General features: G+C 72.8%; 22 protein-coding genes and 1 riboswitch. Of the genes, 16 read left to right on the top strand and 6 right to left on the bottom strand.

Translation table 11 applies throughout. The features are described from left to right. The first annotated feature begins 9 nt into the window (after window positions 1–9). The 3 genes from ACIGFK_RS30850 to ACIGFK_RS30840 all read left to right on the top strand — a co-directional run bounded on the left by ACIGFK_RS30850 (window position 10) and on the right by ACIGFK_RS30840 (window position 3,434). Window positions 10–1,377, top strand: a complete 1,368-nt coding sequence (locus ACIGFK_RS30850; RefSeq protein WP_376656750.1) for a M16 family metallopeptidase — start codon at window positions 10–12, stop codon at window positions 1,375–1,377. A gap of 220 nt (window positions 1,378–1,597) precedes the next feature. Then, a riboswitch (cyclic di-AMP (ydaO/yuaA leader) is annotated at window positions 1,598–1,757 on the top strand. A 12-nt stretch (window positions 1,758–1,769) separates the two neighbouring features. Continuing rightward, window positions 1,770–2,570: a M23 family metallopeptidase gene (locus ACIGFK_RS30845; protein ID WP_376656737.1), complete on the top strand. Its 801-nt coding sequence runs from the start codon at window positions 1,770–1,772 to the stop codon at window positions 2,568–2,570. A gap of 186 nt (window positions 2,571–2,756) precedes the next feature. After that, window positions 2,757–3,434 carry a GntR family transcriptional regulator gene (locus tag ACIGFK_RS30840; RefSeq protein ID WP_376656736.1) on the top strand — a complete coding sequence of 226 codons (678 nt, stop codon included), beginning with the start codon at window positions 2,757–2,759 and terminating at the stop codon, window positions 3,432–3,434. A gap of 405 nt (window positions 3,435–3,839) precedes the next feature. On the opposite strand, the gene ACIGFK_RS30835 is transcribed toward ACIGFK_RS30840, so the two are convergent. After that, window positions 3,840–4,121, bottom strand: coding sequence for an HPr family phosphocarrier protein (locus tag ACIGFK_RS30835; RefSeq protein ID WP_376656735.1), 282 nt, complete (start codon window positions 4,119–4,121; stop codon window positions 3,840–3,842). A 190-nt stretch (window positions 4,122–4,311) separates the two neighbouring features. On the opposite strand from ACIGFK_RS30835, the gene ACIGFK_RS30830 reads away from it, so the two are divergent. The 8 genes from ACIGFK_RS30830 (at window position 4,312) to ACIGFK_RS30795 (ending at window position 13,438) form a co-directional block, all read left to right on the top strand. Beyond that, window positions 4,312–7,188, top strand: a complete 2,877-nt coding sequence (locus ACIGFK_RS30830) for a GNAT family N-acetyltransferase (RefSeq protein ID WP_376656734.1) — start codon at window positions 4,312–4,314, stop codon at window positions 7,186–7,188. Between the two features lie 52 nt (window positions 7,189–7,240). Then, window positions 7,241–7,840, top strand: coding sequence for a DUF5998 family protein (locus tag ACIGFK_RS30825; RefSeq protein WP_362294668.1), 600 nt, complete (start codon window positions 7,241–7,243; stop codon window positions 7,838–7,840). After that, window positions 7,840–9,042, top strand: coding sequence for an alkaline phosphatase family protein (locus ACIGFK_RS30820; protein ID WP_376656733.1), 1,203 nt, complete (start codon window positions 7,840–7,842; stop codon window positions 9,040–9,042). The genes ACIGFK_RS30825 and ACIGFK_RS30820 overlap by 1 nt, the downstream gene beginning before the upstream one ends. Window positions 9,043–9,112: 70 nt before the next feature. After that, window positions 9,113–9,763 carry a thymidine kinase gene (locus ACIGFK_RS30815; protein WP_376656732.1) on the top strand — a complete coding sequence of 217 codons (651 nt, stop codon included), beginning with the start codon at window positions 9,113–9,115 and terminating at the stop codon, window positions 9,761–9,763. 341 nt (window positions 9,764–10,104) lie between these two features. Further along, window positions 10,105–10,980 (top strand): helix-turn-helix transcriptional regulator, encoded by an 876-nt coding sequence (locus tag ACIGFK_RS30810; protein WP_400054471.1) that lies wholly within the window; start codon window positions 10,105–10,107, stop codon window positions 10,978–10,980. Window positions 10,981–11,094: 114 nt separating this feature from the next. Next, window positions 11,095–11,808, top strand: coding sequence for a Phenylacetic acid catabolic protein (locus ACIGFK_RS30805; protein WP_376656730.1), 714 nt, complete (start codon window positions 11,095–11,097; stop codon window positions 11,806–11,808). A 50-nt stretch (window positions 11,809–11,858) separates the two neighbouring features. Further along, window positions 11,859–12,971 carry a radical SAM protein gene (locus ACIGFK_RS30800; protein WP_376656729.1) on the top strand — a complete coding sequence of 371 codons (1,113 nt, stop codon included), beginning with the start codon at window positions 11,859–11,861 and terminating at the stop codon, window positions 12,969–12,971. Between the two features lie 44 nt (window positions 12,972–13,015). Beyond that, window positions 13,016–13,438 carry an acyl-CoA thioesterase gene (locus tag ACIGFK_RS30795; protein ID WP_327382868.1) on the top strand — a complete coding sequence of 141 codons (423 nt, stop codon included), beginning with the start codon at window positions 13,016–13,018 and terminating at the stop codon, window positions 13,436–13,438. 55 nt (window positions 13,439–13,493) lie between these two features. Here ACIGFK_RS30795 and ACIGFK_RS30790 read toward each other — a convergent pair whose 3' ends face one another. Continuing rightward, window positions 13,494–14,093, bottom strand: a complete 600-nt coding sequence (locus ACIGFK_RS30790; protein ID WP_376656728.1) for an SgcJ/EcaC family oxidoreductase — start codon at window positions 14,091–14,093, stop codon at window positions 13,494–13,496. 128 nt (window positions 14,094–14,221) lie between these two features. Here ACIGFK_RS30790 and ACIGFK_RS30785 point away from each other — a divergent pair, with 128 nt between their 5' ends. Both ACIGFK_RS30785 and ACIGFK_RS30780 read left to right on the top strand, forming a co-directional pair. Beyond that, a complete protein-coding gene (locus ACIGFK_RS30785; protein WP_376656727.1) occupies window positions 14,222–14,692 on the top strand; it encodes a MarR family winged helix-turn-helix transcriptional regulator in 471 nt (156 codons plus the stop codon). A 46-nt stretch (window positions 14,693–14,738) separates the two neighbouring features. Next, window positions 14,739–15,047 (top strand): hypothetical protein, encoded by a 309-nt coding sequence (locus tag ACIGFK_RS30780; protein WP_376656726.1) that lies wholly within the window; start codon window positions 14,739–14,741, stop codon window positions 15,045–15,047. A 36-nt stretch (window positions 15,048–15,083) separates the two neighbouring features. On the opposite strand, the gene ACIGFK_RS30775 is transcribed toward ACIGFK_RS30780, so the two are convergent. Next, the gene (locus ACIGFK_RS30775) at window positions 15,084–15,875 is read right to left on the bottom strand and encodes a VOC family protein (RefSeq protein ID WP_376656725.1); all 792 of its coding nucleotides are present in this window, start codon (window positions 15,873–15,875) and stop codon (window positions 15,084–15,086) included. Window positions 15,876–16,056: 181 nt separating this feature from the next. Here ACIGFK_RS30775 and ACIGFK_RS30770 point away from each other — a divergent pair, with 181 nt between their 5' ends. After that, the gene (locus tag ACIGFK_RS30770) at window positions 16,057–16,902 is read left to right on the top strand and encodes a sulfurtransferase (protein WP_400054466.1); all 846 of its coding nucleotides are present in this window, start codon (window positions 16,057–16,059) and stop codon (window positions 16,900–16,902) included. 71 nt (window positions 16,903–16,973) lie between these two features. Here the strand turns inward: ACIGFK_RS30770 and sepH are convergent, their stop codons facing one another. After that, a complete protein-coding gene (gene sepH / locus ACIGFK_RS30765) occupies window positions 16,974–18,059 on the bottom strand; it encodes a septation protein SepH (protein WP_376656723.1) in 1,086 nt (361 codons plus the stop codon). Window positions 18,060–18,554: 495 nt separating this feature from the next. Between sepH and ACIGFK_RS30760 the strand changes: the two genes are divergently transcribed. After that, on the top strand, window positions 18,555–19,352 hold the full coding sequence (locus ACIGFK_RS30760; RefSeq protein ID WP_400054464.1) for a hypothetical protein: 798 nt from the start codon (window positions 18,555–18,557) through the stop codon (window positions 19,350–19,352). Between the two features lie 22 nt (window positions 19,353–19,374). Here the strand turns inward: ACIGFK_RS30760 and ACIGFK_RS30755 are convergent, their stop codons facing one another. Beyond that, entirely contained in the window at window positions 19,375–20,700 is a 1,326-nt protein-coding gene (locus tag ACIGFK_RS30755) for a D-arabinono-1,4-lactone oxidase (RefSeq protein ID WP_376656721.1), read from the bottom strand. Further along, entirely contained in the window at window positions 20,654–21,907 is a 1,254-nt protein-coding gene (locus ACIGFK_RS30750) for an MFS transporter (RefSeq protein WP_376656720.1), read from the bottom strand. Before ACIGFK_RS30750 ends, ACIGFK_RS30755 begins: the two co-directional genes overlap by 47 nt. 170 nt (window positions 21,908–22,077) lie before the next feature. Here ACIGFK_RS30750 and ACIGFK_RS30745 point away from each other — a divergent pair, with 170 nt between their 5' ends. Then, window positions 22,078–23,235 carry a ferrochelatase gene (locus ACIGFK_RS30745; protein WP_376656719.1) on the top strand — a complete coding sequence of 386 codons (1,158 nt, stop codon included), beginning with the start codon at window positions 22,078–22,080 and terminating at the stop codon, window positions 23,233–23,235. Window positions 23,236–23,247: the final 12 nt, after the last annotated feature.

Raw genomic sequence — 23,247 nt, 5'->3', positions numbered from 1 at the left:
GCCGTCACGATGACCTTCCACCCGCGGCCGCAGGCCGGCGAGGCCAAGCCGTGGGCCTTCCCCGCCCCCGAGCGGGGCGTGCTGGCCAACGGCCTCACCCTGCTGCGCTGCCACCGCCCGGGCCAGCAGGTCGTCGCGGTCGAGATCAACCTCGCCGCCCCGCTGGACGCGGAGCCCGAGGGCCTGGACGGCGTGGCCACCATCATGGCCCGCGCGCTCTCCGAGGGCACCGACAAGCACTCCGCCGAGGAGTTCGCCGCCGAGCTGGAGCGCTGCGGCGCCACCCTCGACGCGCACGCGGACCACCCGGGCCTGCGGGTCTCCCTGGAGGTCCCGGCCTCCCGCCTGCACAAGGCCCTCGGCCTGCTCGCCGAGGCGCTGCGCGCACCCGCCTTCGCCGACAGCGAGGTCGACCGGCTGGTGCGCAACCGGCTCGACGAGATCCCGCACGAGCAGGCCAACCCGCAGCGCCGGGCCGCCAAGCAGCTCTCCAAGGAGCTCTTCCCGGCCACCCTGCGGATGTCCCGCCCGCGCCAGGGCACCGAGGAGACGGTCGCCCGGATCGACGCGACCGCCGTACGCGCCTTCTACGAGGCCCACGTGCGCCCCGCCACCTCCACCGCGGTGGTGGTCGGCGACCTGACCGGCATCGACCTGGACGCCGTGCTGGCGGACACCCTGGGCACCTGGACGGGCGACGCCGCCGAGCCGCTCCCGGTGCCTCCGGTGACCGCGGACGACACCGGCCGCGTGGTCATCGTGGACAGGCCCGGCGCCGTCCAGACGCAGCTGCTGATCGGCCGCATCGGGGCGGACCGCCACGACCGGGTCTGGGCGGCCCAGGTGCTCGGCACGTACTGCCTGGGCGGCACCCTCACCTCCCGCCTGGACAAGGTGCTGCGCGAGGAGAAGGGGTACACGTACGGCGTGCGCGCCTTCGGCCAGGTGCTGCGCTCCACCGCGGACGGCAAGGGCGCCTCGATGCTCGCCATCAGCGGCTCGGTGGACACCCCGAACACCGGACCGGCCCTGGAGGACCTCTGGAAGGTGCTCCGCACCCTCGCGGAGGGCGGCCTGACCGACGCCGAACGGGATGTGGCGGTGCAGAACCTGGTGGGCGTGGCCCCGCTGAAGTTCGAGACGGCGGCCTCCGTCGCCGGCACCCTCGCCGACCAGGTCGAGCAGGAGCTCCCGGACGACTACCAGGCGCAGTTGTACGCCCGGCTCGCCGAAACGGGCACCGTGGAGGCCACTTCGGCGGTCGTGAACGCCTTCCCGGCGGACCGGCTCGTCACGGTCCTGGTGGGCGACGCGTCGGTGATCGAGGAGCCGGTGCGCGCCCTCGGGATCGGTGAAGTCAGCGTCGTCACCAACTGAAGTGACCCACTGACGCTCCCAACTGGCGCCTGACCGGCGCTTCTTGAAGGGGCCCGGGCGGCTTGGCCGCTCGGGCCCCTTTTGTCTGTTTCGTGGCGAGGTTGCTTGTTTGCGGTGTGGCGTACGCAACAAAAAGGCGTGTCTGTTTGGTGATTGGCTGATGATCCGCCTAGCGTCGGCCGTGCTGTCCGTCAGTTGTACGCGCCGCATCCGCGGCACCGGGCAGCGATCGCCGAGTCCCCGTCAGGCGCGAGCCTGGGGAGCCGGGGACCCACATCAGTCCCTGGGGTGAATCGGACCCCCTCGCAAGAGGAGGCCCGTAGGAGACCTTCCTGCTCCGAACCCGTCAGCTAACCCGGTAGGCGAGAAGGAAGGAAAGGATCAGCCCCTTCATGGCGTTTGGCAGTCGTCCCGCCGGCTCCGGTAAGCACCGTGGTTCCAGCCGTCTGAGCCGCAAGACCGCCGGTTACGCCGGCATAGCCGCCCTCGCCACCACCGGCGTCGTCGGCACCCTCGCCGCCCCGGCCTTCGCCGCGGACAACGGCGCCAACGAGCACCAGGACAACGCGCTCGGCGCGGTCGTGGTCGCCGAGGAGCTCCCCGCCGACATCGCCGAGCAGGCCGACTCCCAGCAGCACGCCGCCGAGCAGGCCGCCGCCAAGGCGCAGGCCGAGGCCGACGCCAAGCAGGCTGCCGCCGAGGCCAAGCGCCTCGCCGAGGCCAAGGCGAAGGCCGAGCGCGACGCCGCCGAGCGTGCGGCCCGTGAGGAGGAGCGCAAGCGCCTCAACACCTTCGTGGCTCCGGTCGACGGCTCCTACGTCTCCACGCAGTACCACGCGGGCGGCGGCATGTGGTCCTCCGGCAGCCACACGGGCATCGACTTCCACGCCGACGAGGGCACCTCGGTGCACGCCGTGGGCGCCGGTGTCGTCGTCGAGGCGGGCTGGGGCGGCGCGTACGGCAACAACGTCGTCATCAAGCACAACGACGGCACCTACACGCAGTACGGCCACATGCTGCGGCTGAACGTCTCCGTCGGCCAGCAGGTCGTCGCGGGCCAGCAGATCGGCCTGTCGGGCTCCACGGGCAACTCCAGCGGCCCGCACCTGCACTTCGAGGCCCGTACCGGCGCCAAGTACGGCTCGGACATCAACCCCCTCGCCTACCTGCGCTCGCACGGCGTCGACGTCTGACCGACTCCTGCGCACCGCCTGCTCCACCGAAAGGCCCCGGCTCCCCGAGCCGGGGCCTTCGTGTTTCGGCGGGATTTCCGGATCTCCCCTTTCCGGCCGCTCTCGGAAATCATCGTGTGTTGCAATAGAGTCGCAGCAGTAGTGGCACCAATGAGGGTGTGAGTCGGAAAAAGCGGAGGTCCGGTCTTGCGTATTCCTGCGCACGCGGTATGCACGGCAATTCGCGACGACATCGTCTCCGGGGTCTTCGGGCCGGGCAGCAGACTGACCGAGGAGGTGCTGGCCCGCCGGTACGGGGTCTCCCGCGTCCCGGTCCGCGAGGCGCTGCGGACCCTGGAGTCCGAGGGGTTCGTGACCACGCGGCGGCACGCGGGGGCCTGCGTCGCCGAGCCGACGGAGCAGGAGGCGGCCGATCTGCTGGAGCTGCGGATGCTGCTGGAGCCGCTGGCCGCGGCCAGGGCCGCCCGGCGCCGCACCGAGGCGCACCTCAAGGTGCTGCGCGGGCTGGTCAGGTTGGGCCAGGAGCGGGCCAGGCGGGGCCAGGGGGAGGACCTGCGGTCCCTGGGCGGCTGGTTCCACGAGACGCTGGCCCAGGCCTCGGGCAGCCCGGGGCTGATCGCCCTGCTCACGCAGATGCGGCACAAGGTCGCGTGGATGTACGTGGTGGAGGCGCCGGCCCGGCCGGTGGAGTCCTGGGCGGAGCACGGCGCGGTGGTGGACGCCGTGGCCCGGGGCGACGCGGAGCGGGCGCGGGCGCTGGCCGCGGTCCACGCGGAGCGCGCGACGGGGGCGCACCGGCTGCGGATCCCGGCGGTGGTGAGCACTTCGCAACCTGCCGTAAACATGTCGAGCGGCCGGCATTAACAGGAGCCGTATACAAAGGACGGGTGCGAGTGCGCCGCCGGTCGAATTCGGATTCTCCGCGAATTCGCCGAGCGTGGTGCGGTCCGCTGTCCGCGCGTGGTGCCGGTGAATTCGGGCGCGCGGAATTCCGGTGCGTGCAATTCGCTTGCGGCGGGCCTGTGCGCGGGTGCGACCGGGCCGACGGTTCACGGGTGCGGCTCCGCCGCCGGGGCTCCGCCCGGACCCCGCTCCTCAGACGCCGGAGGGGCTGGAACGTGCCCGGCCTCGGCTCGCAGGTGCGCACCGGACGAGCTGGAGGACTGTGCCCCGCGCCGGCTTGCGGGTGCAGGGCGGCGGACATGACGAAGCCGCGGCCTCCGGGAGGGGGCCGCGGCTTCGGCGGGTGGTGCGGGCGAACCCGAAGGGTCAGACGGTCTCGGGGAGCTCCTCGAGACCCTCGGCGACCAGCTTCGCGAGGCGGTCCAGCGCGGCCTCCGCGCCATCGGCCTCGGAGGCGAGGACGATCTCCTCGCCGCCCTGGGCGCCCAGGCCCAGAACCGCCAGCATGGAACCGGCGTTGACGGGGTCGCCGCCGGCCTTCGCGATGGTCACCGGGACGCCGGAAGCGGTCGTCGCACGGACGAAGATCGAGGCGGGACGAGCGTGCAGGCCCTCGGCCCAACCGACGTTGACGCGGCGCTCTGCCATGGTGATGCCCTTCAGGTTCTTACGGTTGTCTAGACCAGTCTCTCATGAAGCCCGGAATGCTCGGACCGACCTTCGTCCCGGATCTCCCGCCGTTCGGCCATCCCCAGCTTGCACCGTTTCGTCCTGTAATGCCTATCGCGCCGCGCGAGCGCGACCCGCCCCGTCCGCGCGCGCTTCCGGCCCGTAAGGTATGGGCATGACCATCGAGTCGGACCCCTCGTACCCGGCCCACTGGGAAGCGGACGTCGTCCTGCGCGACGGCGGCACCGCCCGCATCAGGCCGATCACCACCGCGGACGCGGGCCGCCTGGTCAGCTTCTACGAGCAGGTCTCCGACGAGTCGAAGTACTACCGCTTCTTCGCGCCCTACCCCCGCCTGTCCGACCGCGACGTGCACCGCTTCACGCACCACGACTACGTGGACCGCGTCGGCCTCGCCGCGACCATCGGCGGGGAGTTCATCGGCACCGTCCGCTACGACCGCATCGGCCCCGACGGGCGGCCCTCCTCCGCCCCCGCCGACGAGGCCGAGGTCGCCTTCCTCGTCCAGGACGCCCACCAGGGGCGCGGCGTCGCCTCCGCCCTCCTCGAACACATCGGGGCGGTGGCCCGGGAGCGCGGCATCCGCCGGTTCGCCGCCGAGGTGCTGCCCGCCAACACCAAGATGATCAAGGTGTTCACGGACGTCGGCTACGAGCAGAAGCGCAGCTTCGAGGACGGCTCCGTCCACCTCACCCTCGACCTCGAACCCACCGCCCACTCCCTCGCCGTCCAGCGCGCCCGCGAACAGCGCGCCGAGGCCCGCTCGGTGCAGCGCCTGCTCGCCCCCGGCTCGGTGGCGGTCGTCGGCGTCAGCCGCTCCGGAGCGGGCGTCGGCGCAGCGGCCCTGCGCAACCTGCGCGACAGCGGTTTCCACGGCCACCTGTACGCCGTCAACGAGGCCGTCACCCGCGACCTGCTCGACGGCGTCCGCGCCTACCGCACCGTCGAGGCCATCGGCGCGCCCGTCGACCTCGCGGTGATCGCAGTCCCCGCCGACCGGGTCCCGGAAGCGGTGGCCGCCTGCGGCGAGCACGGGGTCCAGGGCCTCGTCGTCCTGTCCGCCGGATACGGGGAGAGCGGGCCGGAGGGGCTCGCCCGCCAGCGCGAACTGGTGCGCCAGGTCCGCTCGTACGGGATGAGGCTGATCGGCCCGAACGCCTACGGGGTGATCAACACCGCCCCGGAGGTGGAGCTCAACGCCTCCCTGACCCCCGCGCCGATGCCCATGCGCGGCCGGATCGGCCTGTTCACGCAGTCCGGCGCGATCGGCATCGCCCTGCTCTCGGCCCTGCTCCGCAGGGGGGAGGGGCTGTCCTCCTTCGTCTCGGCGGGGAACCGGGCCGACGTCTCGGGCAACGACATCCTCCAGTACTGGTACGACGACGAGGCGACCGACGTCGCCCTCATGTACCTGGAAACCCTCGGCAACCCGCGGAAGTTCACCCGCCTCGCCCGCCGCACGGCCGCCGCCAAGCCGGTGGTCGTCGCCAAGGGCGGCCGGCACACCCCGGCCGGTCACGTCGTCCCCGGCACCCGGCTGCCCGACGCCACCGTTTCCGCCCTGCTGCGGCAGGCGGGCGTGATCCGGGTCGACACCGTGACGGAGCTGGTGGACGTCGGCCTTCTGCTGGCCGCGCAACCGCTGCCCGCCGGCCCCCGGATCGCGATCCTCGGCAACTCCGAGTCCCTCGGTGTGCTCACCTACGACGCCTGCCTGACCCAGGGCCTGAGCCCGCTGCCGCCGCTGGACCTGACGACCGCGGCCTCCCCGGCCGACTTCCGCGACGCGCTGGCCGCCGCGCTGGCCTCCCCCGACAACGACGCCGTCGTCGTCACCGCCATCCCGTGGGTGAGCGAGCACGCGCTGGCCGACGACCTGGCCGACGCCCTGCGGGACGCCGTGACCGAGGTGCCGGGCAAGCCGGTCGCCGTCGTGCACGTGGAACTCGGCGAACTGGTGGCCGCCCTGTCCGCGGCCCGCGCCTCCGATCCCGAGGAGCCCCTCCCGGCCGGTCCGGCCCCTGAGGTACGGACCCCCGCCGCACCGCCGGCCGACGCACCGGCCGCGCCCCCGGCCGGGACGCCCGCCCCCGCCGCGCTCCCGCCCTTCGCCACCGCCCCCGCCGTGCCGGCGGCCGGATACCCGGACCGGATCCCCAGCTACCCCGCGGCCGAGCGGGCCGTACGGGCCCTCGCCGAGGCCGTCCGCTACGGCCAGTGGCGGCAGACCGCCGCCGACGCGGCCGGGCAGGTCCCCGAGTACGAGGACATCGACGAGGCCGGCGCCGCCGCCCAGCTGGAGGCACTGCTGGCCGACCTCGACCCCGACGGCGGGGGCGTGCTCACCCTGGCCGACTGGGACGGCCGCGAGCTGCTCGCCCGGTACGGGATCCGCGTGCTGCCCGCCCTGCCCGCGCCCAGCCCCGACGCCGCGGTCCGGGCCGCCGGGGTCCTCGGCTACCCCGTGGCCCTCAAGACCACCGCCCCGCACCTGCGCCACCGTGCGGACCTGGGCGGCGTACGGCTCGACCTCGCCAACGAGACCGAGCTGCGGCGTTCGTACGAGGAGCTCACCGAGGGGCTCGGCAAGCCCGCGGAGCTCCTGCCCGTGGTGCAGGCCATGGTGCCGCGCGGGGTCGACACCGTCGTCCGGGCCGTCGTGGACCCGGCCGTCGGCGCGGTCCTCTCCTTCGGGCTGGCCGGGGTCGCCTCGGAGCTGCTCGGTGACACCGCCCACAGGCTCGTCCCGGCGACCGACCGGGACGCCGCAGGACTGATCCGGTCCATCCGGACCGCTCCCCTCCTCTTCGGCTGGCGCGGCAGCGACCCCGTCGACACCCCCGCCCTGGAGGAGCTGCTCCTGCGCGTGTCCCGCCTGGTGGACGACCACCCCGAGGTGGTCGGGGTCTCGCTGGAGCCCGTGGTGGTCGCGACCGAGGGCTTCTCCGTGCTCAGCGCCACCGTCCGGGTCGCGCACCCGCCGGTCCGGGGCGACCTCGGCCCGCGGACGCTTCCCAGCTACTGAGCGGGGTGCGGGGAAGGCCGGGGTGCCCCGAACGGGCCTTAGGATGGACCTCATGGCGAAATCCGGTACGACGACCCAGGGGCTGCGCACGGCGATCGAGCGCAGCGGCTACTACCCGGCCCTCGTGGCCGAGGCGGTGGAGGCCGCGGTGGGCGGCGAGCCGATTTCGTCGTACCTGGTCCACCAGGAGACGACCTTCGACTCCAACGAGGTGCGCCGTCACGTCACCGTGCTCGTCCTGACGGGCAACCGTTTCATCGTCAGCCACACCGACGAGCAGGCCGCCGACGCCGGATCCCCGTCCCCGTACGCGACCACCTCCACCGAGTCGGTCAAGCTGTCCAGCATCTCCTCCGTGGTGCTCAGCCGGGTCGTCGCGAACCCGGAGTCCTACACCCCCGGCACCCTGCCCCGCGAGGTCGTCCTGACCATCGGCTGGGGCGCGGTCTCCCGGATCGACCTGGAGCCGGCCGCCTGCGGCGACCCGAACTGCGACTCCGACCACGGCTACACCGGCAACTCCACCGCCGACGACCTGAGCCTGCGCGTCAGCGAGGCCGGCGACGGCCCGGAGGCGGTGCGCCAGACGCTGGTCTTCGCGCAGGCGCTCTCCGAGGCGACGGCGGCGACGTCCGCCCCCTCCGCCCGCTGATGGCGTACTCCGCACCGCAGGGCTGGGACGAACCGGAGCTGCTGGACCTGGCAGGCGCCCCCGTCCCGCACTACGGCACCGGTTCGCTCGCCGACCTGCTGCCCACGCTCGTGGCCGGTCAGGACGTCCCCGGTTTCACCGCGTCCATCGCCGAGCTGACGCCGGCCGACCGGAACTGCGTGTTCCTGGTCGACGGCATGGGCTGGGAGCAGATCAAGGCCCACCCGGACGAGGCCCCGTACCTCACCTCCCTCCTCGGGAGCTCCCGCGGCGGCACCGGCCGCCCGATCACCGCGGGCTTCCCGGCGACCACCGCGACCTCGCTCGCCTCGGTCGGCACCGGCCTGCCGCCCGCCCGCCACGGCCTGCCCGGCTACGCCGTCCGCAACCCGGCCAGCGGCGAGCTGATGAACCAGCTCCGCTGGCACCCGTGGACCCCACCGAAGCCCTGGCAGCCGTACCCGACCGTCTTCCAGCTGGCCGACAAGGCCGGGGTGCACACCGCCCAGGTGTCCTCGCCGGCCTTCCAGACCACCCCGCTCACCAAGATCGCGCTGTCCGGGGGCACCTTCCACGGCCGGATGACCGGCGAGGAGCGGATGGACCTCGCCGCGCTCCAGCTCGCGGCCGGCGACCGCTCGCTCGTGTACACGTACTTCAGCGAGCTCGACGGGGCCGGCCACCGGCACGGCGTGGACTCCGACGCCTGGCGCGGCCAGCTGATGTACGTCGACCGGCTCGTCCAGCGCCTCGCCGAGCAGCTGCCGCCGCGCACGGCGCTGTACGTGACCGCGGACCACGGCATGGTCGACGTCCCCTTCGACGAGGACTCCCGCATCGACTTCGACGAGGACTGGGAGCTCGGCGCCGGTGTCGCCCTGCTCGGCGGCGAGGGCCGGGCCCGGCACGTGTACGCGGTCCCGGGCGCCGAGGCCGACGTCCTGACCGTGTGGCGCGAGGTGCTCGGCGACCGCTTCTGGGTCGCCGGCCGCGAGGAGGCCCTCGAACTGGGCTGGTTCGGCGCGCCGGGGGAGTGCGACGAGCGCGTGCTCGGCCGCATCGGGGACGTGGTCGCGGCCGCCCAGGCCGACGTGGCCATCACCGCCTCCCGCAACGAGCCCAACGAGTCTGCGCTCGCCGGGATGCACGGCTCGATGACCGCGGCCGAGCAGCTCGTCCCGCTGCTCGAAATCCGCTCCTGACCCTCGCCGCCCGCCCTGCTCCTCCTGTCACCCTCCTCCCGCCCACGACCCGAAAGGTCCCGTACTTCCCATGCCCGAACTCGCCTTCTTCTCCGGGACCATGGACTGCGGGAAGTCGACCCTGGCGCTTCAGATCGAACACAACCGATCGGCGCGGGGGCTGCAGGGAATGATCTTCACGCGCGATGACCGCGCGGGCGAGGGGAAGCTCTCGTCGCGTCTGGGGCTGGTGACCGATGCGGTGGAGGCCGGGCCGGGTCTGGACCTGTACGGGCATGTGGTGGAGCAGCTGTCGCGGGGCGGCAAGGTCGACTACGTGATCGTGGACGAGGCCCAGTTCCTGGCCCCCGACCAGATCGACCAGCTGGCCCGGATCGTCGACGACCTGGACCTGGACGTCTTCGCGTTCGGCATCACCACCGACTTCCGCACCAAGCTGTTCCCCGGCTCCCAGCGTCTGATCGAGCTCGCCGACCGCGTGGAGACCCTGCAGGTCGAGGCGATGTGCTGGTGTGGCGCGCGGGCCACTCACAACGCTCGCACGGTGGGCGGGGAGATGGTCGTCGAGGGCGAGCAGGTCGTGGTGGGGGACGTGGCCCGGTCGGCGGCCGAGGTGGGGTACGAGGTGCTGTGCCGCCGCCATCACCGGCGGCGGATGACGAGTGCCGCGTCGCGGGCGGGTTCGCTGTCGCCGGACGTGCTGCCGGTCACCTCCGGCTGAACCCCGGTCGACGCTGCCGGAAATCGCCACAGCGCCCGGCGTGAGCGCAGGTCGCCGAAGAGGGTGCCGGCCGCGCCGTCGACGCTGGTCCGCGTGGTGGCGATGTGTCCTCCGGCCTGGTTCCGGATGCCGCCCGCCTCGGCGGCGCGTGCGGGCAGGCGGCGGGGCCCGGGCTCCGTGACCGGTCGCGTTCGGTGTGGTCGCGGGGCCGGCCGCGGGAGCCGGCCGGCCCCGGCCCGGTCTCCTGCCCCCCCGCCGGGGGCTCCGCGCGGACTGACCTATTCCCCGCTGGCAGGCGTCGACGGGCGCGCGGTTGGATGCCGTTGGAGGGGGGAGTCGACATGAGGCGTTTGTCCTGTCCGTCGGGTGAGTGGGAGATCGCACGGGCGTTGCCGGACGAGCGATTACGGCCGGGGGTGCACAGCTACCGGGGATTCCGGATCGCACCGAGGAGGCCGCAGTGCCGCCTGGAACTGCCCCAGGAGACGGTGACGCTGGTCATCGGCTTCGAGGGCCCGGTGCGCATCACGGACGCCGTGCACCCCGCGTGTACGCCGTACACCTCACTGGTCGCGGGCCTGCACACCCGCGCCGCACTGGGGGAGCACGACGGCCGGGCCTCCGGGATGCAGGTGATCCTCACCCCCTGGGCCGCCTTCCGTTTCCTCGCCGTCGACATGCACGAGCTCGCCGAGTCCGTGGTCGACCTGGACGCGGTCCTCGGTGCCCGGGGCCGGGCCCTCGCCGACGCGCTCGCCGCCGCCCCGGGCTGGGCCGAACGGTTCACCCTCCTCGACCGGGTGCTGACCCGCGCCTGCGCGTCCGGGCCCGTGGTCTGCCCGCAGGTGCTGCGGGCCTGGGAGCTGCTCTGCGTCGGCCGCCGGCACCTTCCCGTCGGAAAAGTGGCCGCCGAGGTCGGCTGGAGCGAACGACAGCTGCGACGACGCTTCCAGGAGCAGATCGGACTGTCCCCGATGGCCGTCACGCGCGTGGTCCGGCTGCGGCACGCGCTGCACCTGCTCACCACCGGAGCGTCGACCACGGCCACCGCCGCGGCCTGCGGATTTCACGACCAGCCGCACTTCCAGCACGAGTTCAAGGCGATGACCAGCCTGACGCCCGCAGAGTTCCTGGCCCACCGGGCCCAGGCCATCGCCGGGCCCGCCTGCGTCGACCGCATCGCCGGCCGGGTCACCAGCGTCCTCCTCCCCGCCTGAGCAGGGCACGCACGGCGGCCGATTTCTACAAGACGGGCCGTGCCCCGCGATGACAGGGTGATGCCGCCCCGCCCGGAGACGCTTCCCCTGCCAGAGAGAGTGAAGGTGGCCAAGGTGCCGTCGGATGACGAAGTGATCGTGGTGCGGACCCCCGAGGAGTTCCTCGGCATGCCCGAGGAATACCAGTCCATGGCGAAGAGGCAGATGCTCATCCACGCGGAGGGCGAGCTGTCGGGCGCCGACGACTACATCCGGGTCTTCTACCCGCTGGCGCCGAACGCTGAGGAGCGGCAGGTCTGCTGCGAGCGCGCCGCCGAGGAGATCAACCACTTCAAGGTGGCCAGCGCGGTCCTGTCGGACCTGGGCATCGACACCACGCAGATGTCGACCCAGACGCTGGAGGAGCGGCGCAAGCTCTTCCTGACGGCCGACTTCCACAACAGCACCACGTGGGCCGAGCGCGGAGTGGTGTCCTGGCTGATCGAGGACGCCGTGATGGAGCTGCTCAAGGAGATGTCCGCGAGCAGCTACCGCCCTTGGGCCGACTCCTTCCGCACCGTCATCCAGGACGAGCGCGTGCACATCGCGCACGGTGCCCGCATCGTCCGCGGCCTGGTCAAGGACCGCGAGGGCAAGAAGCAGGTGCAGGCGGCGGTCGACCGGCTGTGGCCGCACTCGCTGGACGTCTTCGGCAGTCCGGACTCCAAGAAGGCGGAGATCGCGGTCGGCTGGGGCCTGAGGACCCGTACCAACGCCGAGGCCCGGCACGACTGGGAGGTCCGCGGTGGCGCGAAGGTGAAGAAGCTCGGGCTGACCCTTCCGGTCTGACCCGGCCCGATCTGCGGAAGACCGGCAGCAGAACAGAGGAGACCCCGAGCATGTCTGCCCAGCCACTCAACCTCACCCGTCGGCCCCTCTCGCGGGACGAGATCCGTGCCCGCGTCGCCGGCATCATCGCAAAGGAACCGGAACTGGGCGCCAGGCTCGACGCGCTGCGCAGCTTCGGACGGCAGGTGCGCAACACGGAGATACACCTCACCGGTGCCTGCAACATCAGGTGCGACGGCTGCTGGTTCTTCGCACACGACTTCGACTCGGCCGTCACGGACGAGCGCGATCTGGCCAAAGTGCGCGGCTTCGTGGAGCGCCTGAAGTCAGACGGGGTCACCTCGGCGCTCCTCATCGGCGGGGAGCCGACCCTCGTCCCGGACAAGATAAGACCGTTCGTCGAGCTGCTCGACTACGTGACCATCTCGACCAACGGGCTCCTCGCCCTGCCCCGGGAGGGGTTCGAGGACGTGGCGATCGCCGTGTCCGTCTTCGGCGGCGGTCCGCTCGACGACCGGCTCCGGGCGATCCACCCCAACGGCCGCCGCTTCTCCGGCCTGATCGACACCGCCCTCGCCAACTACCGCGACGACCCCCGGGCCACGTTCATCTACGCGCTGACCGAGCCCGGCGCCGGCTACATCGAAGAGACCGTCCGCAAGATGGCCGACAACGGCAATCTGGTCAGCTTCAACTTCTACAGCGAGTACGGCGGCGACCATCCGCTCAAGGCGCTCGAAGGCCGCAAACTGCTCGACGAGGCCCTGCGCGTCAAGGAGCTGTTCCCCCGGGCGGTGGTGAACGACCCGTATTACATCGAGGCCCTCATCACCGGCCGCTCGCACGGCCGGGACTTCGGGTACGACGTGTGTCCGAGCATCAGCGTCGACCACAAGGCGCACGCGGAGCGCATCGCCAACGGGAACCCGGTGCTGCCCGGATTCAACGCATGGGGCGCCGACCTCGAAACCGTCCAGTTCTGCTGCACTTCCGGCCACTGCGGGGACTGCCGGGACAGCCAGGCGGTGCACAGTTGGCTCCTGATGAGCATGCACGAGTTCCTCGAAAGCCCGGACGCCCTGCGCACCTGGCTCGGCGTCTCGGAGGGCTACTGGCGCCAGTGGAGCTGGTCGCCGTACAGCCCGCACCGCACCACGGCCTGACCGAACCACCGTAGCCCCGAGAACCAGGGAAGGGACGCACTCACGTGCCCCAGCCGTTCAGCGTTCGCATCGCCGTCCGCGAGTACGAGCTCGATACCCGCGGCCACCTCAACCAGGCGGTCTACCTCCAGTACTGCGAGCACGCGCTGTGGGAGGTGCTGCTGGCCGCGGGCATCCCGGGCGACAAGCTGCTGGCCGGCGGGGTCGGGCCGGCCCAGCTGGAGTGCACCCTGAAGTTCAAGCGCGAGCTCCAGGGCGGGGACCGGGTCGATGTGGTCTGCACCTTCGAGTGGGGGACGGGCAAGACCTTCCGGCTGCGCCAGGACATCCGGAAGGCGGACGGCACCCTGGCCTGCGAGGTGACGGGCACGATCGGCCTGCTCGACCTGGCCCGCCGCACCCTGGTCGCCGACCCTGGCGGCTACCTCCGCAAACTGGCCGAGGACCCCACGGTCATCGGCCTCTGACGGGGTCCCGGGTTCCCGGACGCCCTGCCGGCGGGCCACGCCCCGACCGGGGCGGTCACTTCTCCGCCTTCGGGGCCGTGGCGGGCGAGTAGAGGAACGAGAAGCGTTCCATCACGTTCCGGCGCTGCGTGTTGTGGAACGCGGCGATGCGCCACGCGCCGTCGGTGTCGCGGACCAGGGTGTACGTCTGGACCTTGGTCAGCTCGGCGGGCGCGGGCCGGCTTCCGGTGTAGTCGTCGCCGCGGCCCGTGAGGATCGCGGCGTCCTTGCCGAGGAAGCGCAGGTCGAGGTAGGCGGCCGCGAGCTTCGTGTCCTTGACGAAGTCCTTGAAGAGCGCGCGGTGGCCCTCGGTGATGTCGGAGCGGCCCTCGTAGTGGCTGCCGACGTACGTGGTGTAGGTGGCCTCCTCGGTGAACTGCCGGCCGTACGCCTCCGCGTCGCCCCGGCCCCACGCGGCGGTGAGCGCGTCGAGGGTGGCGCACACGGCCTCGCCGTCGGCGCGGTCCGCGCCAGCCGGGATGACCTCGGTGCAGGACTGCGTACCGGTGCGCTGCACGTCGGAAGTGGTGTCGAGGTAGAGGTACGTGCCGCCGGCTCCGAGTGCGAGGACGGCGGTGGTGACGAGGGCGGCGCGCTTGATGGTCCTGGTGTTCACGGGATACCTCTCCGGTTGCCGGATGCGGGCAGGTGACGGCTGCCGCCGTGTTGATTACACTGGCGCAGCAACTGCACGCATGCATTATCTGCACGCGTGCAGATAAATCGCAAGGGAGAGGTGTCGCGATGGCGGAAGAGGACGACCGGCGGGCGGTCTTCCGGGAGTACGTGGACGCCGTGGGCCTGCACGGCATGGCGGGCGCCGAGGCGGCCGGCCTCCAGGCCTCCGAGTGGTACGCGCTCAGCCGCATCACCCTGGCGGGCGGCCTGACTTCGGGTGAACTGGCGGCCGGGACGGGGCTCACCACGGGGGCGACCACGCGGCTGATCGACCGGCTGGAGCGTGCCGGGTACGTACGCCGCACCGCCGACCCGGCCGACCGCCGCAAGGTCGTGGTCGAGGCCGTCCCCGGTGCGCTGGCGGACGTCGAGGCGGCCGTGGGCCCCGCCCGCCGACGGATCGCCGACGTGCTCGCCGGGTACACCCCGGACCAACTGGACCTGCTCTTCGACTACTTCACTCGGGCAGCCCCCGCCTTCCGCGAGGCGACGGAGGAGATCCGGGCGGTGAAGAAGGAGGGCGGGACGCCTCGTTGACGGACCCCGCCGCCCGGACACCGCACCGAGGAGGGAGAATCCCTTCATGGGATTCGGCCTCTACCTCGGCATACCGATCGCTGTCGCGGCACTGCTCCTCGTCGCCGCGGGGATCGCCACCCTCACCAAGGGCTGGCTGCTGCCCTGGCAGCGCAAACACGTCGTCCGCCCGCAGCTGTTCGGCTGGGCGCAACTGCTGCTCGCGGCAGCGCTGAGCGTGCAGCTGGCCGGCCTGCTGGTGGTCCCGGGCCCCTACAAGAGCCTCTTCTCCATGCCCGGGACCGTGATGCTGCTCTTCGCCCTGGTTATGGTCACCCGCGCCCAGCGTCCGCCGCGGCCCGGCCGGCGCGGCTGACGCGGGGGACGCCGCGGGCCGGCCCGGACCGCGAGGTCAGTCCCTGCCGCGCGAGCGGACGAGGGTGAATACCGCGCCCTCCGGGTCGGCGACCGTGGCCACCCGGCCCTTGACGCCCTCGTGCGGCGGTTCGACGACGCGCCCGCCGAGGTCGGCGACCCGGACCGCGGCCGCGTCGGTGTCCTCCACCTCGAAGTACGCCATCCAGTGCGGCCCCCGGTCGTGCGGCAGCGAACGGCCGATCCCGTGCACGGCGGCCACCGGACGGCCGCCCACCTGGAGGGTGAGGTGGTCGAAGTCCTCGGCACCCGGATCGTGGGCGGACACCTCGTGGCCGAAGACGTGCTGGTAGAACTTGCCGACCGTCGAGGTGTCCTGCGTGATCAGCTCGTTCCAGACCGGGGTGCCCGGCGGGCCGGGCACCTGGGTGCCCGTGTGGCTCCGCGCCTGCCACAGCCCGAAGATCGCGCCCAGCGGGTCGGAGCAGATCGCCATCCGCCCCGCGCTGCCGCCGTCCAGCGGGCCCACCGCCACCGTGCCGCCGCACGAGCGGATCGCCTCGGCGCTCGCGTCGGCATCGTCGGTGGCGAAGTACGTGGTCCACGCCACCGGCAGGTGCCGGTCCGGCGGCATCTCGCCGATCCCCGCGACCTCCCGGCCGTTCAGCACCGCCCGGACGTACGGACCCAGTTGCTCGGGGCCCGGCTCGTACTCCCAGCCGAACAGATCGGCGTAGAAGTCCTCCGTCGTCCCGAGACCGTGCACCATGAGACTCACCCAGCACGGGGTGCCGGGCGTGTGCCGCGTCGCTGCCGCTGCCTCGGTCATGTGAGCCGTCTCCTCCGTCGAGTTCGAGTCGCTCGCCGGTGCTGATGCTTCCACTCCCGGGGCCCCGGCGCGCCCCGACCGGGCCGCATGGACGAGCCGGGGACATAGATGACCGGATCGGTGCGTCCGCATGGTGACGGGCGTGTTACGCGGGGCCCGGGCGGGGAGGAAGATGGGCCGCATGACTGCGAATTCTGCGATCCTCTCCGCCGCCGAGCTGCAGGCCGAGCTGGCCGGCTCCCGGCCGCCGGCGCTGCTGGACGTCCGCTGGCAGCTCGGGGGCCCCGACCAGCGCCCCGCCTACGAAGCCGGGCACCTGCCCGGCGCCGTGTACGTCGACCTCGACCGCGAACTGGCAGGTCCGCCCGGTGCGGGCGGCCGCCACCCGCTCCCCGACACGGAGGCCTTCGGCGCGGTGATGCGGCGGGCCGGCGTCACTTCCGACGGGCCCGTGGTCGTGTACGACGGAGGCCAGGGCTGGGCCGCGGCCCGCGCGTGGTGGCTGCTGCGCTGGACGGGTCACCCGGACGTGCGGGTGCTGGACGGGGGCCTGGCCGCGTGGGTGGCCGCCGGGGGCACCGTATCGGCCGACCGGGTGACTCCCGTGGAGGGCGATTTCAAGCCAACCCCGGCCGCCTCGGGGTTGCTGGACGCCGACGGCGCCGCCGTACGGGCACGTACGGGCCTGCTCCTGGACGCCCGGGCGGGGGAGCGCTACCGCGGTGAGGTCGAGCCGATCGACCCGGTCGGCGGCCACATCCCGGGCGCGGTGTCGGCCCCGACCACGGACAACGTGACGGGGGACGGCCACTTCCGCCCGGCGGACGAGCTGCGCGCCCGCTTCGAGGGGCTCGGCGTCACGGAGGGCACGGCGGTGGGCGTGTACTGCGGCTCGGGCGTGTCCGGAGCCCACGAGGTCCTCGCCCTGGCCGTGGCCGGCATCGAGTCCGACCTGTACGCGGGCAGCTGGTCGGAGTGGTCCTCCGACCCGGCCCGCCCGGTGGCCACCGGCCCGGACCCGCAGTAGTCCCGGCACGCGGCAGCCGGGCCGCCGCCGGGAGATCCCGGCCGCGGCCCGGCCCGCGGGCAGATCCTGCGCTATTCCTGCTTCTTGCGCCGCGTCCCGAAGACGATCTCGTCCCAGCTGGGCACCGCCGCGCGGCGGCCCGGACGGACCCCGTCGGCCTCGGCCTGGCGGTCGGTGGTGCCGGTCAGGCGGTCGCGGTGGCCCGCCACCGTACGGGGCATCAGGACGTCCGCGTACGCGGCACCCGCGCCCGCCGAGGCGGCAGGGGCCGGCGGCTCCTCCACCTCCGGTTCCGTCGCCGCGGTTTCGGTGCGGTCGGGCACCACCAGGTCGCCGCGGAAGCTCGGGACGGCCTCCAGCAGGCTCGTGAGGGTGTCCCGCTCCTCCTCCGGATCCGGCTGGGGGAGGGCCGCCCTGGCCTCGGCCCGCTCCAGCTGCCGGTCGAGAGCCCGGTCCATCGGCCGGTCGAGGGTGCGGTCCAGCGGCCTGTCGCGCGGCAGACGCGCGATCCTCGGCACGAACGGGAAGCTCGGCTCCGGCGCCGCCGGGAGGTCCTCCGCCTCGCCGATGAGGGAGCGGGCCTCGTCGTCCACGGCCACGACCAGGCGGCGGGGCGGATCGTAGGTCCAGCTCGCCGAGTGCGGCTCGCCCGCGACCCGGTAGACGAGCAGGACCTCCCAGGTCCCGTCGTCGCGGCGCCACGAGTCCCACTGGACGGATTCCTTCTCGGCCCCGCGCAGGGTGAGGCGTTCCTGCACGGCCTCGCCCAGCTGCGGCCCGGTGTTCTCGCCGGGGCGGCGCACGGGGGTCTTGCGGGCCCGCTCGGCCATGAACGCGCGCTCGGCGAGCACCGGGCCCTCGAAGCGGCGTACGCGGTCGACGGGGATGCCGGCGAGTTGAGCGACCTCCTCAGCGGAGGCACCGGCCCGTATGCGGGCCTGGATGTCGCGGGGACGGAGGTGGCTCTCGACCTCGATCTCGATCTGGTTCAGGCGTGCTCGATCGTTGCGTACGGCGGCCCGAAGCCGCTCGTCGATCGGAAGCGTGTACTCCGTGCTGTCCGCAGCCTTGAGCACCAGTCGTGTGCCGTCATTGGAGACGGCCACGACACGCAGTTCGGGCATGGGGACCTCCCGGGTGGTGCCTGCCGACGTCACGTGCGTCGCTGCTTCCGCTAGTCGAGTGTGGCCTGCCCGGGTGCAGCCTGCCACAACCTTGCCGAGTTAAACCGGCGTGTCGGGCATGCGCCCTTGATCGCCGTTATGGCACGGTTACCTGTTGGGCACGCACAGTGACCGACTGGTTACTGTGCGCAGCAGGAGCCCGTGCGATATCGCGGTATCGCCGGTCTTCGAGTGCCGTTTTCCATCAATCGGCCCCCTCTCCCGAGTCCGGACATCCGTAAGGAAGGACAGCCCCAGGGATCGCCACAGTACTCCATTCGGGCCACCTGGGTGGACCGCCGCGCCGCCGAACTTCTCCCGGACGGCGGGAGTTGGCCTGCCCTCCGGCGGGTCCGACCTGCACCCGTGTCCGATTCGGGGTGTCTTGCTTCACAGAATCCCCAGAAACGGAACTTTCCGTTTCGCCCGGGTGTCAGTAACTGCCGAGGGACTCGCACACGCAAGGGGCGCGACGCGCAGGAGATGGCGATGGGTCAGAAAGCGGCGCACGACGCCGAACCGGAGATACGGCAGACACCGGACGCGCCGGAGAGGAAGAAGCTCGACCTGAGCGCGGCCCAGGTGGCCGGCAGTTCCCTGGCCACCGTCGCGGCGGCGCTGCTGGCGTCCAAGATGGGCGTCTACGGGACGATCCTGGGCGCGGGTGTGGTGAGCGTGGTCGCGACGGCCGGCGGACCGGTCATCCAGCACTTCTTCCGGCGCACCGGCGACCAGCTGCGCGAGAGCACCCGCCCCAGGTCCCGCCAGGTGCCGGCGCCCGCCCCCGCAGGGGAGTTCGGCGAGGCCACCGTGCACGGCACCCGCGTACGGGGCTGGAAGCGCACGGCGGTTGCGGCCGGTGCGGCCTTCGCCATCTCCCTGGGGGCCCTCGGGACGTACGAGGCCGTCGCCGGAACCTCCGTCAGCAGCGGCGGCGGGACCATCTTCTCGGGCGGTACGCGCAAGGCGGGCGAGGAACGGCGGGTCCCCCCGGGCGACGGGCCGGGCACCGGCGGCAAGCAGCGCGGGGAGAGCGGGCGGGGCGAGGACCCGAAGGACGGGCGGAGCCCGGGCGCCGGACCCTCCCCGGAGCCGGACCCCTCGGGCTCCCCGCCGGTCGGCGGCCGCAGCCCGGCCGCCGACCCGAGCCGCTCGGAGTCCGGCCGCCCGTCACCCACGCCCACGCCGACCCCGCCGGCCCCCAGCACCGCACCGGCCCCCACCCGCACGCCGAACGCGGACGCACCGACGCGGACGGGCCAGGGGGAGCGGAGCGGCACCCCCTGACCCGGGACGGCCGGCCCGCGGCTCAGTCGCCCAGGACCCGCCGGAGGTAGTCGTTGCCGAACACCCGGTCCGGGTCCAGGCGGTCGCGCAGCGCGGTGAACTCGCCGAACCGCGGATAGGCCTCCGCGAAGTACTCCGCGTCGCGCGTGTGCACCTTGCCCCAGTGCGGACGGCCGCCGTGCGCGGTGAAGATGCGCTCGGCCGCCGTGAAGTAGGCCTGGTACGGGGTGCCCTTGTACATGTGCACCGCGACGTACGCCGACTCGCGCCCGGAGGCCGTCGACAACGTGATGTCGTCCGCCGGGGCCGTCCGCACCTCCACCGGGAAACTGATCCGCAGGCTCGAGCGGTCGACCATCGCCCGCAGCTCCCGCAGGGCCTCGACGAGCTGCTCGCGCGGCAGTGCGTACTCCATCTCCACGAACCGCACCCGGCGCGGGCTGGTGAACACCTTGTACGGGATGTCCGTGTAGGTGCGCGCCGAGAGGGCACGGCTGGCGACGCGGGCGATGGAGGGGATCGTCGCCGGGACCGCGCGGCCCAGCGAGTTGACGGCCTGGAAGAGGCCGTTGGACAGCAGCTCGTCCTCGATCCAGGCGCTGACCGGTCCGGGCGGGGCGGCGGGGCCCTGGCTGCGGTTGTTCCGCTTGGTGTTGCAGTTGCCGGTGTGCGGGAACCAGTAGAACTCGAAGTGCTCGTTCTCCGCGAAGTGCTGGTCGAACTCCGCCGTGACCCGGTCGAAGCGCATGGGCTCCTCGCGGGCGGTCAGGAAGAAGAGCGGTTCGACGGCGAAGGTGATCGCCGTGACGATGCCGAGCGCGCCGATGCCGACCCGGGCCGCGGCGAAGACCTCCGGATTCTCCTTCTCGGAGCACCGCAGCAGCTCGCCGTCCGCCGTGACCAGCTCCAGGCCGCGGATCTGGGCGGCGATGGAGGCCGAGTCGCGGCCGGTGCCGTGCGTTCCCGTGCTGGTGGCGCCGGAGACGGTCTGCTCCATGATGTCGCCCATGTTGGTGAGCGAGAGGCCCTCCCGGGCCAGCGCCGCGTTCAGGTCCTTGAGGACCGTGCCCGCCTCCACCGTCACCGTCGCGGCGGCGCGGTCGATCTCCCGGATCCCGGCCAGCGCCTGCGGCCGTACGAGCACCCCGTCGGTCGCGGCGGCCGCGGTGAAGGAGTGGCCGGTGCCGACCGCCTTCACCCGCAGGCCGTCCTGGGCGGCCCTGCGGACGGCCTCCTGAAGCTCCCCGACCGAAACCGGGGTCACGGTGCGGACGGGCGTGGCGGTGACGTTCCCCGCCCAGTTACGCCACGCGGTCGGCCTGCTGTTCGCTGCTGTCGCCGTCGCCATCGCTGACGCGCTCCTCCCCTTGCGCCGGCCTCGTCAGCCGGCGGTATCCCGCGAACGCCACCGCCGCCGCGGCCACTCCCGCCGAGATGGAGACGACGTACCCGCTGCGCGCCCCGGCGGCGTCGATGACCAGACCGGTCACCGAGGAGCCGACGGCGACGCCGACCGCGAGGCCGGTGCTGATCCAGGTCATGCCCTCGGTCAGCTTCGCGCGTGGGACGTGCGCCTCTATCAGGGCCATCGTGGTGATCATCGTGGGAGCGATGGCGAGGCCCGAGACGAAGAGCGCCACGGCCAGAAACGGCAAGTTCCCGGCCAGTAGGAGGGGGATCATACTCACGGCCATCGCACATATGCCCAGTACCCAACGGCGTTCCGTCCGGCCCTTGAGATGGAGCAGGCCGAAGACGATTCCGGCGATACAGGACCCGAACGCCCAGATGGCCAGGATGAGGCTGGCCGCGGACTTGTGGCCCTGCTCCTCGGCGAAGGCCAGTGTGGACACGTCGATGGAGCCGAAGATCGCGCCGGTCGCCACGAAGGTCGCCGTGAGCACCTGGAGGCCGGGGGAGCGCAGGGCCGAAGTGTGCTTCCCGGCCGTCTCGCGCGGGTGCGGCTCCGGCTCGGTGGAGCGCTGCGCGGTGAGCAGCCAGACGCCGGCCATCAGGCAGACCGCGGCGATGAGCGGGCCGGCCTCGGGGAACCAGGTGGTGGACAGGCCGATGGCGATGATCGGGCCGAAGATGAAGCAGATCTCGTCCACCACGGACTCGAAGGAGTACGCGGTGTGCAGCTCGCGCGGGGAGTCGGCGTAGAGCACGGTCCAGCGGGCGCGGACCATCGACCCCACGCTCGGCACGCATCCCGCGATCGCGGTGAGGACGAAGAGCGTCCAGTCCGGCAGCCCGTTCGCGGCGGCCAGCAGCAGTCCGGCGACCGCCGCCACGGATATCAGGGTGGCGGGCCGCAGGACCCGGCGCTGCCCGTACTGGTCCACCAGGCGGGACACCTGCGGACCGATGACGGCGGCGGAGAGGGCCAGGGTGCCGGTGAGTGCGCTGGCCATCGCGTAGCGGCCGGTGATCTCGGAGATCATCGTCAGGATGCCGACGCCGACCATGGAGATCGGCAGCCGGCCGATCAGGCCGGCGGCGCTGAACGCCTTGGTTCCGGGAGCCGCGAAGATGGCGCGGTAGGGACTGGGCAAGGGCCCTCCGTAAGGGACGTCATCGGCTCGTACAGCTTACGACCGCCGACCGGGCGCCTGCACGCGGAAGTTCCGGATCATGGAACTTAGGCTTACCTTACCTGTTCTGCGGGGCGCGTCGGGGCCGGGCCGGTTCCCGCGCGAGGACGCCGGGTGGCAGGATTCGGGGCATGTCAGACCAGCCCCTCCCGCCCGCCGGCGGGCCCGCCGCCCCGTACGACGCCCTCCTGCTGCTCTCCTTCGGCGGCCCCGAGGGACCCGACGACGTCGTGCCGTTCCTGGAGAACGTCACCCGCGGCCGGGGCATCCCGCGCGAGCGCCTCAAGGAGGTCGGGCAGCACTACTTCGGCTTCGGCGGGGTCAGCCCGATCAACGCCCAGAACCGCGAGCTGCTGGACGCGCTGCGCAAGGACTTCGCCCAGCACGGGCTGGACCTCCCGGTCTACTGGGGCAACCGCAACTGGGCCCCGTACCTGACCGACGTGATGCGGGAGATGGCCGCCGACGGGCGCCGCCGCATCGCGGTCCTCGCGACCAGCGCGTACGCCTCGTACTCGGGCTGCCGGCAGTACCGCGAGAACCTCGCCGACGCGCTCGCCGCGCTCGCCGAGGAGGGCGTGACCGAGCTGCCCAAGGTGGACAAGCTGCGGCACTACTTCAACCACCCCGGCTTCGTACAGCCCATGATCGACGGCGTGCTCGCCTCGCTGGAGTCCCTGCCGGAGGAGGTCCGGGCCGGCGCCCGCCTGGTCTTCACCACGCACTCCATCCCCACGGCGGCGGCCGACGCCTCCGGCCCGGTCGAGGAGCACACGCAGGACGGCGAGGGCGGGGCCTACGTCAAGCAGCACCTGGACGTGGCCAAGGTGATCGCGGACGCGGTGCGGGCCGAGACGGGCACCGAACTGCCCTGGGACCTCGTCTACCAGTCGCGCAGCGGCGCCCCGCACATCCCGTGGCTGGAGCCGGACATCTGCGACCACCTGGAGGCCCTGCACGGAGCGGGCGCCCCTGCGGTGGTCATGGTCCCGATCGGCTTCGTCTCGGACCACATGGAGGTGCTGTACGACCTCGACACCGAGGCGAAGGCGAAGGCCGCGGAGCTCGGCCTGCCGATCGCCCGCTCGGCCACGGTCGGGGCCGACCCGCGGTTCGCGGCGGCGGTGCGGGAGCTCGTGCTGGAGCGGGCCGCGGCCGAACGGGGCGAGAGCGTTGAGCGGTGCGCGCTCGGGCTGCTGGGCGCGAGCCATGACCTGTGCGCGGTGGGCTGCTGCCCGGCGCGCAGCCCCCGGCCGGCGGCCGCGGGCGTGGACAGTCCGTACGCGTAGGGAACGCAGAGG

It is taken from the genome of Streptomyces sp. NPDC085524, assembly GCF_044541755.1.
In the GTDB taxonomy this organism is placed as follows: Bacteria; Actinomycetota; Actinomycetes; order Streptomycetales; family Streptomycetaceae; genus Streptomyces.
Note: the sequence above shows the minus strand (reverse complement) of the source record. Positions and strands in the feature narration are given on the sequence as shown.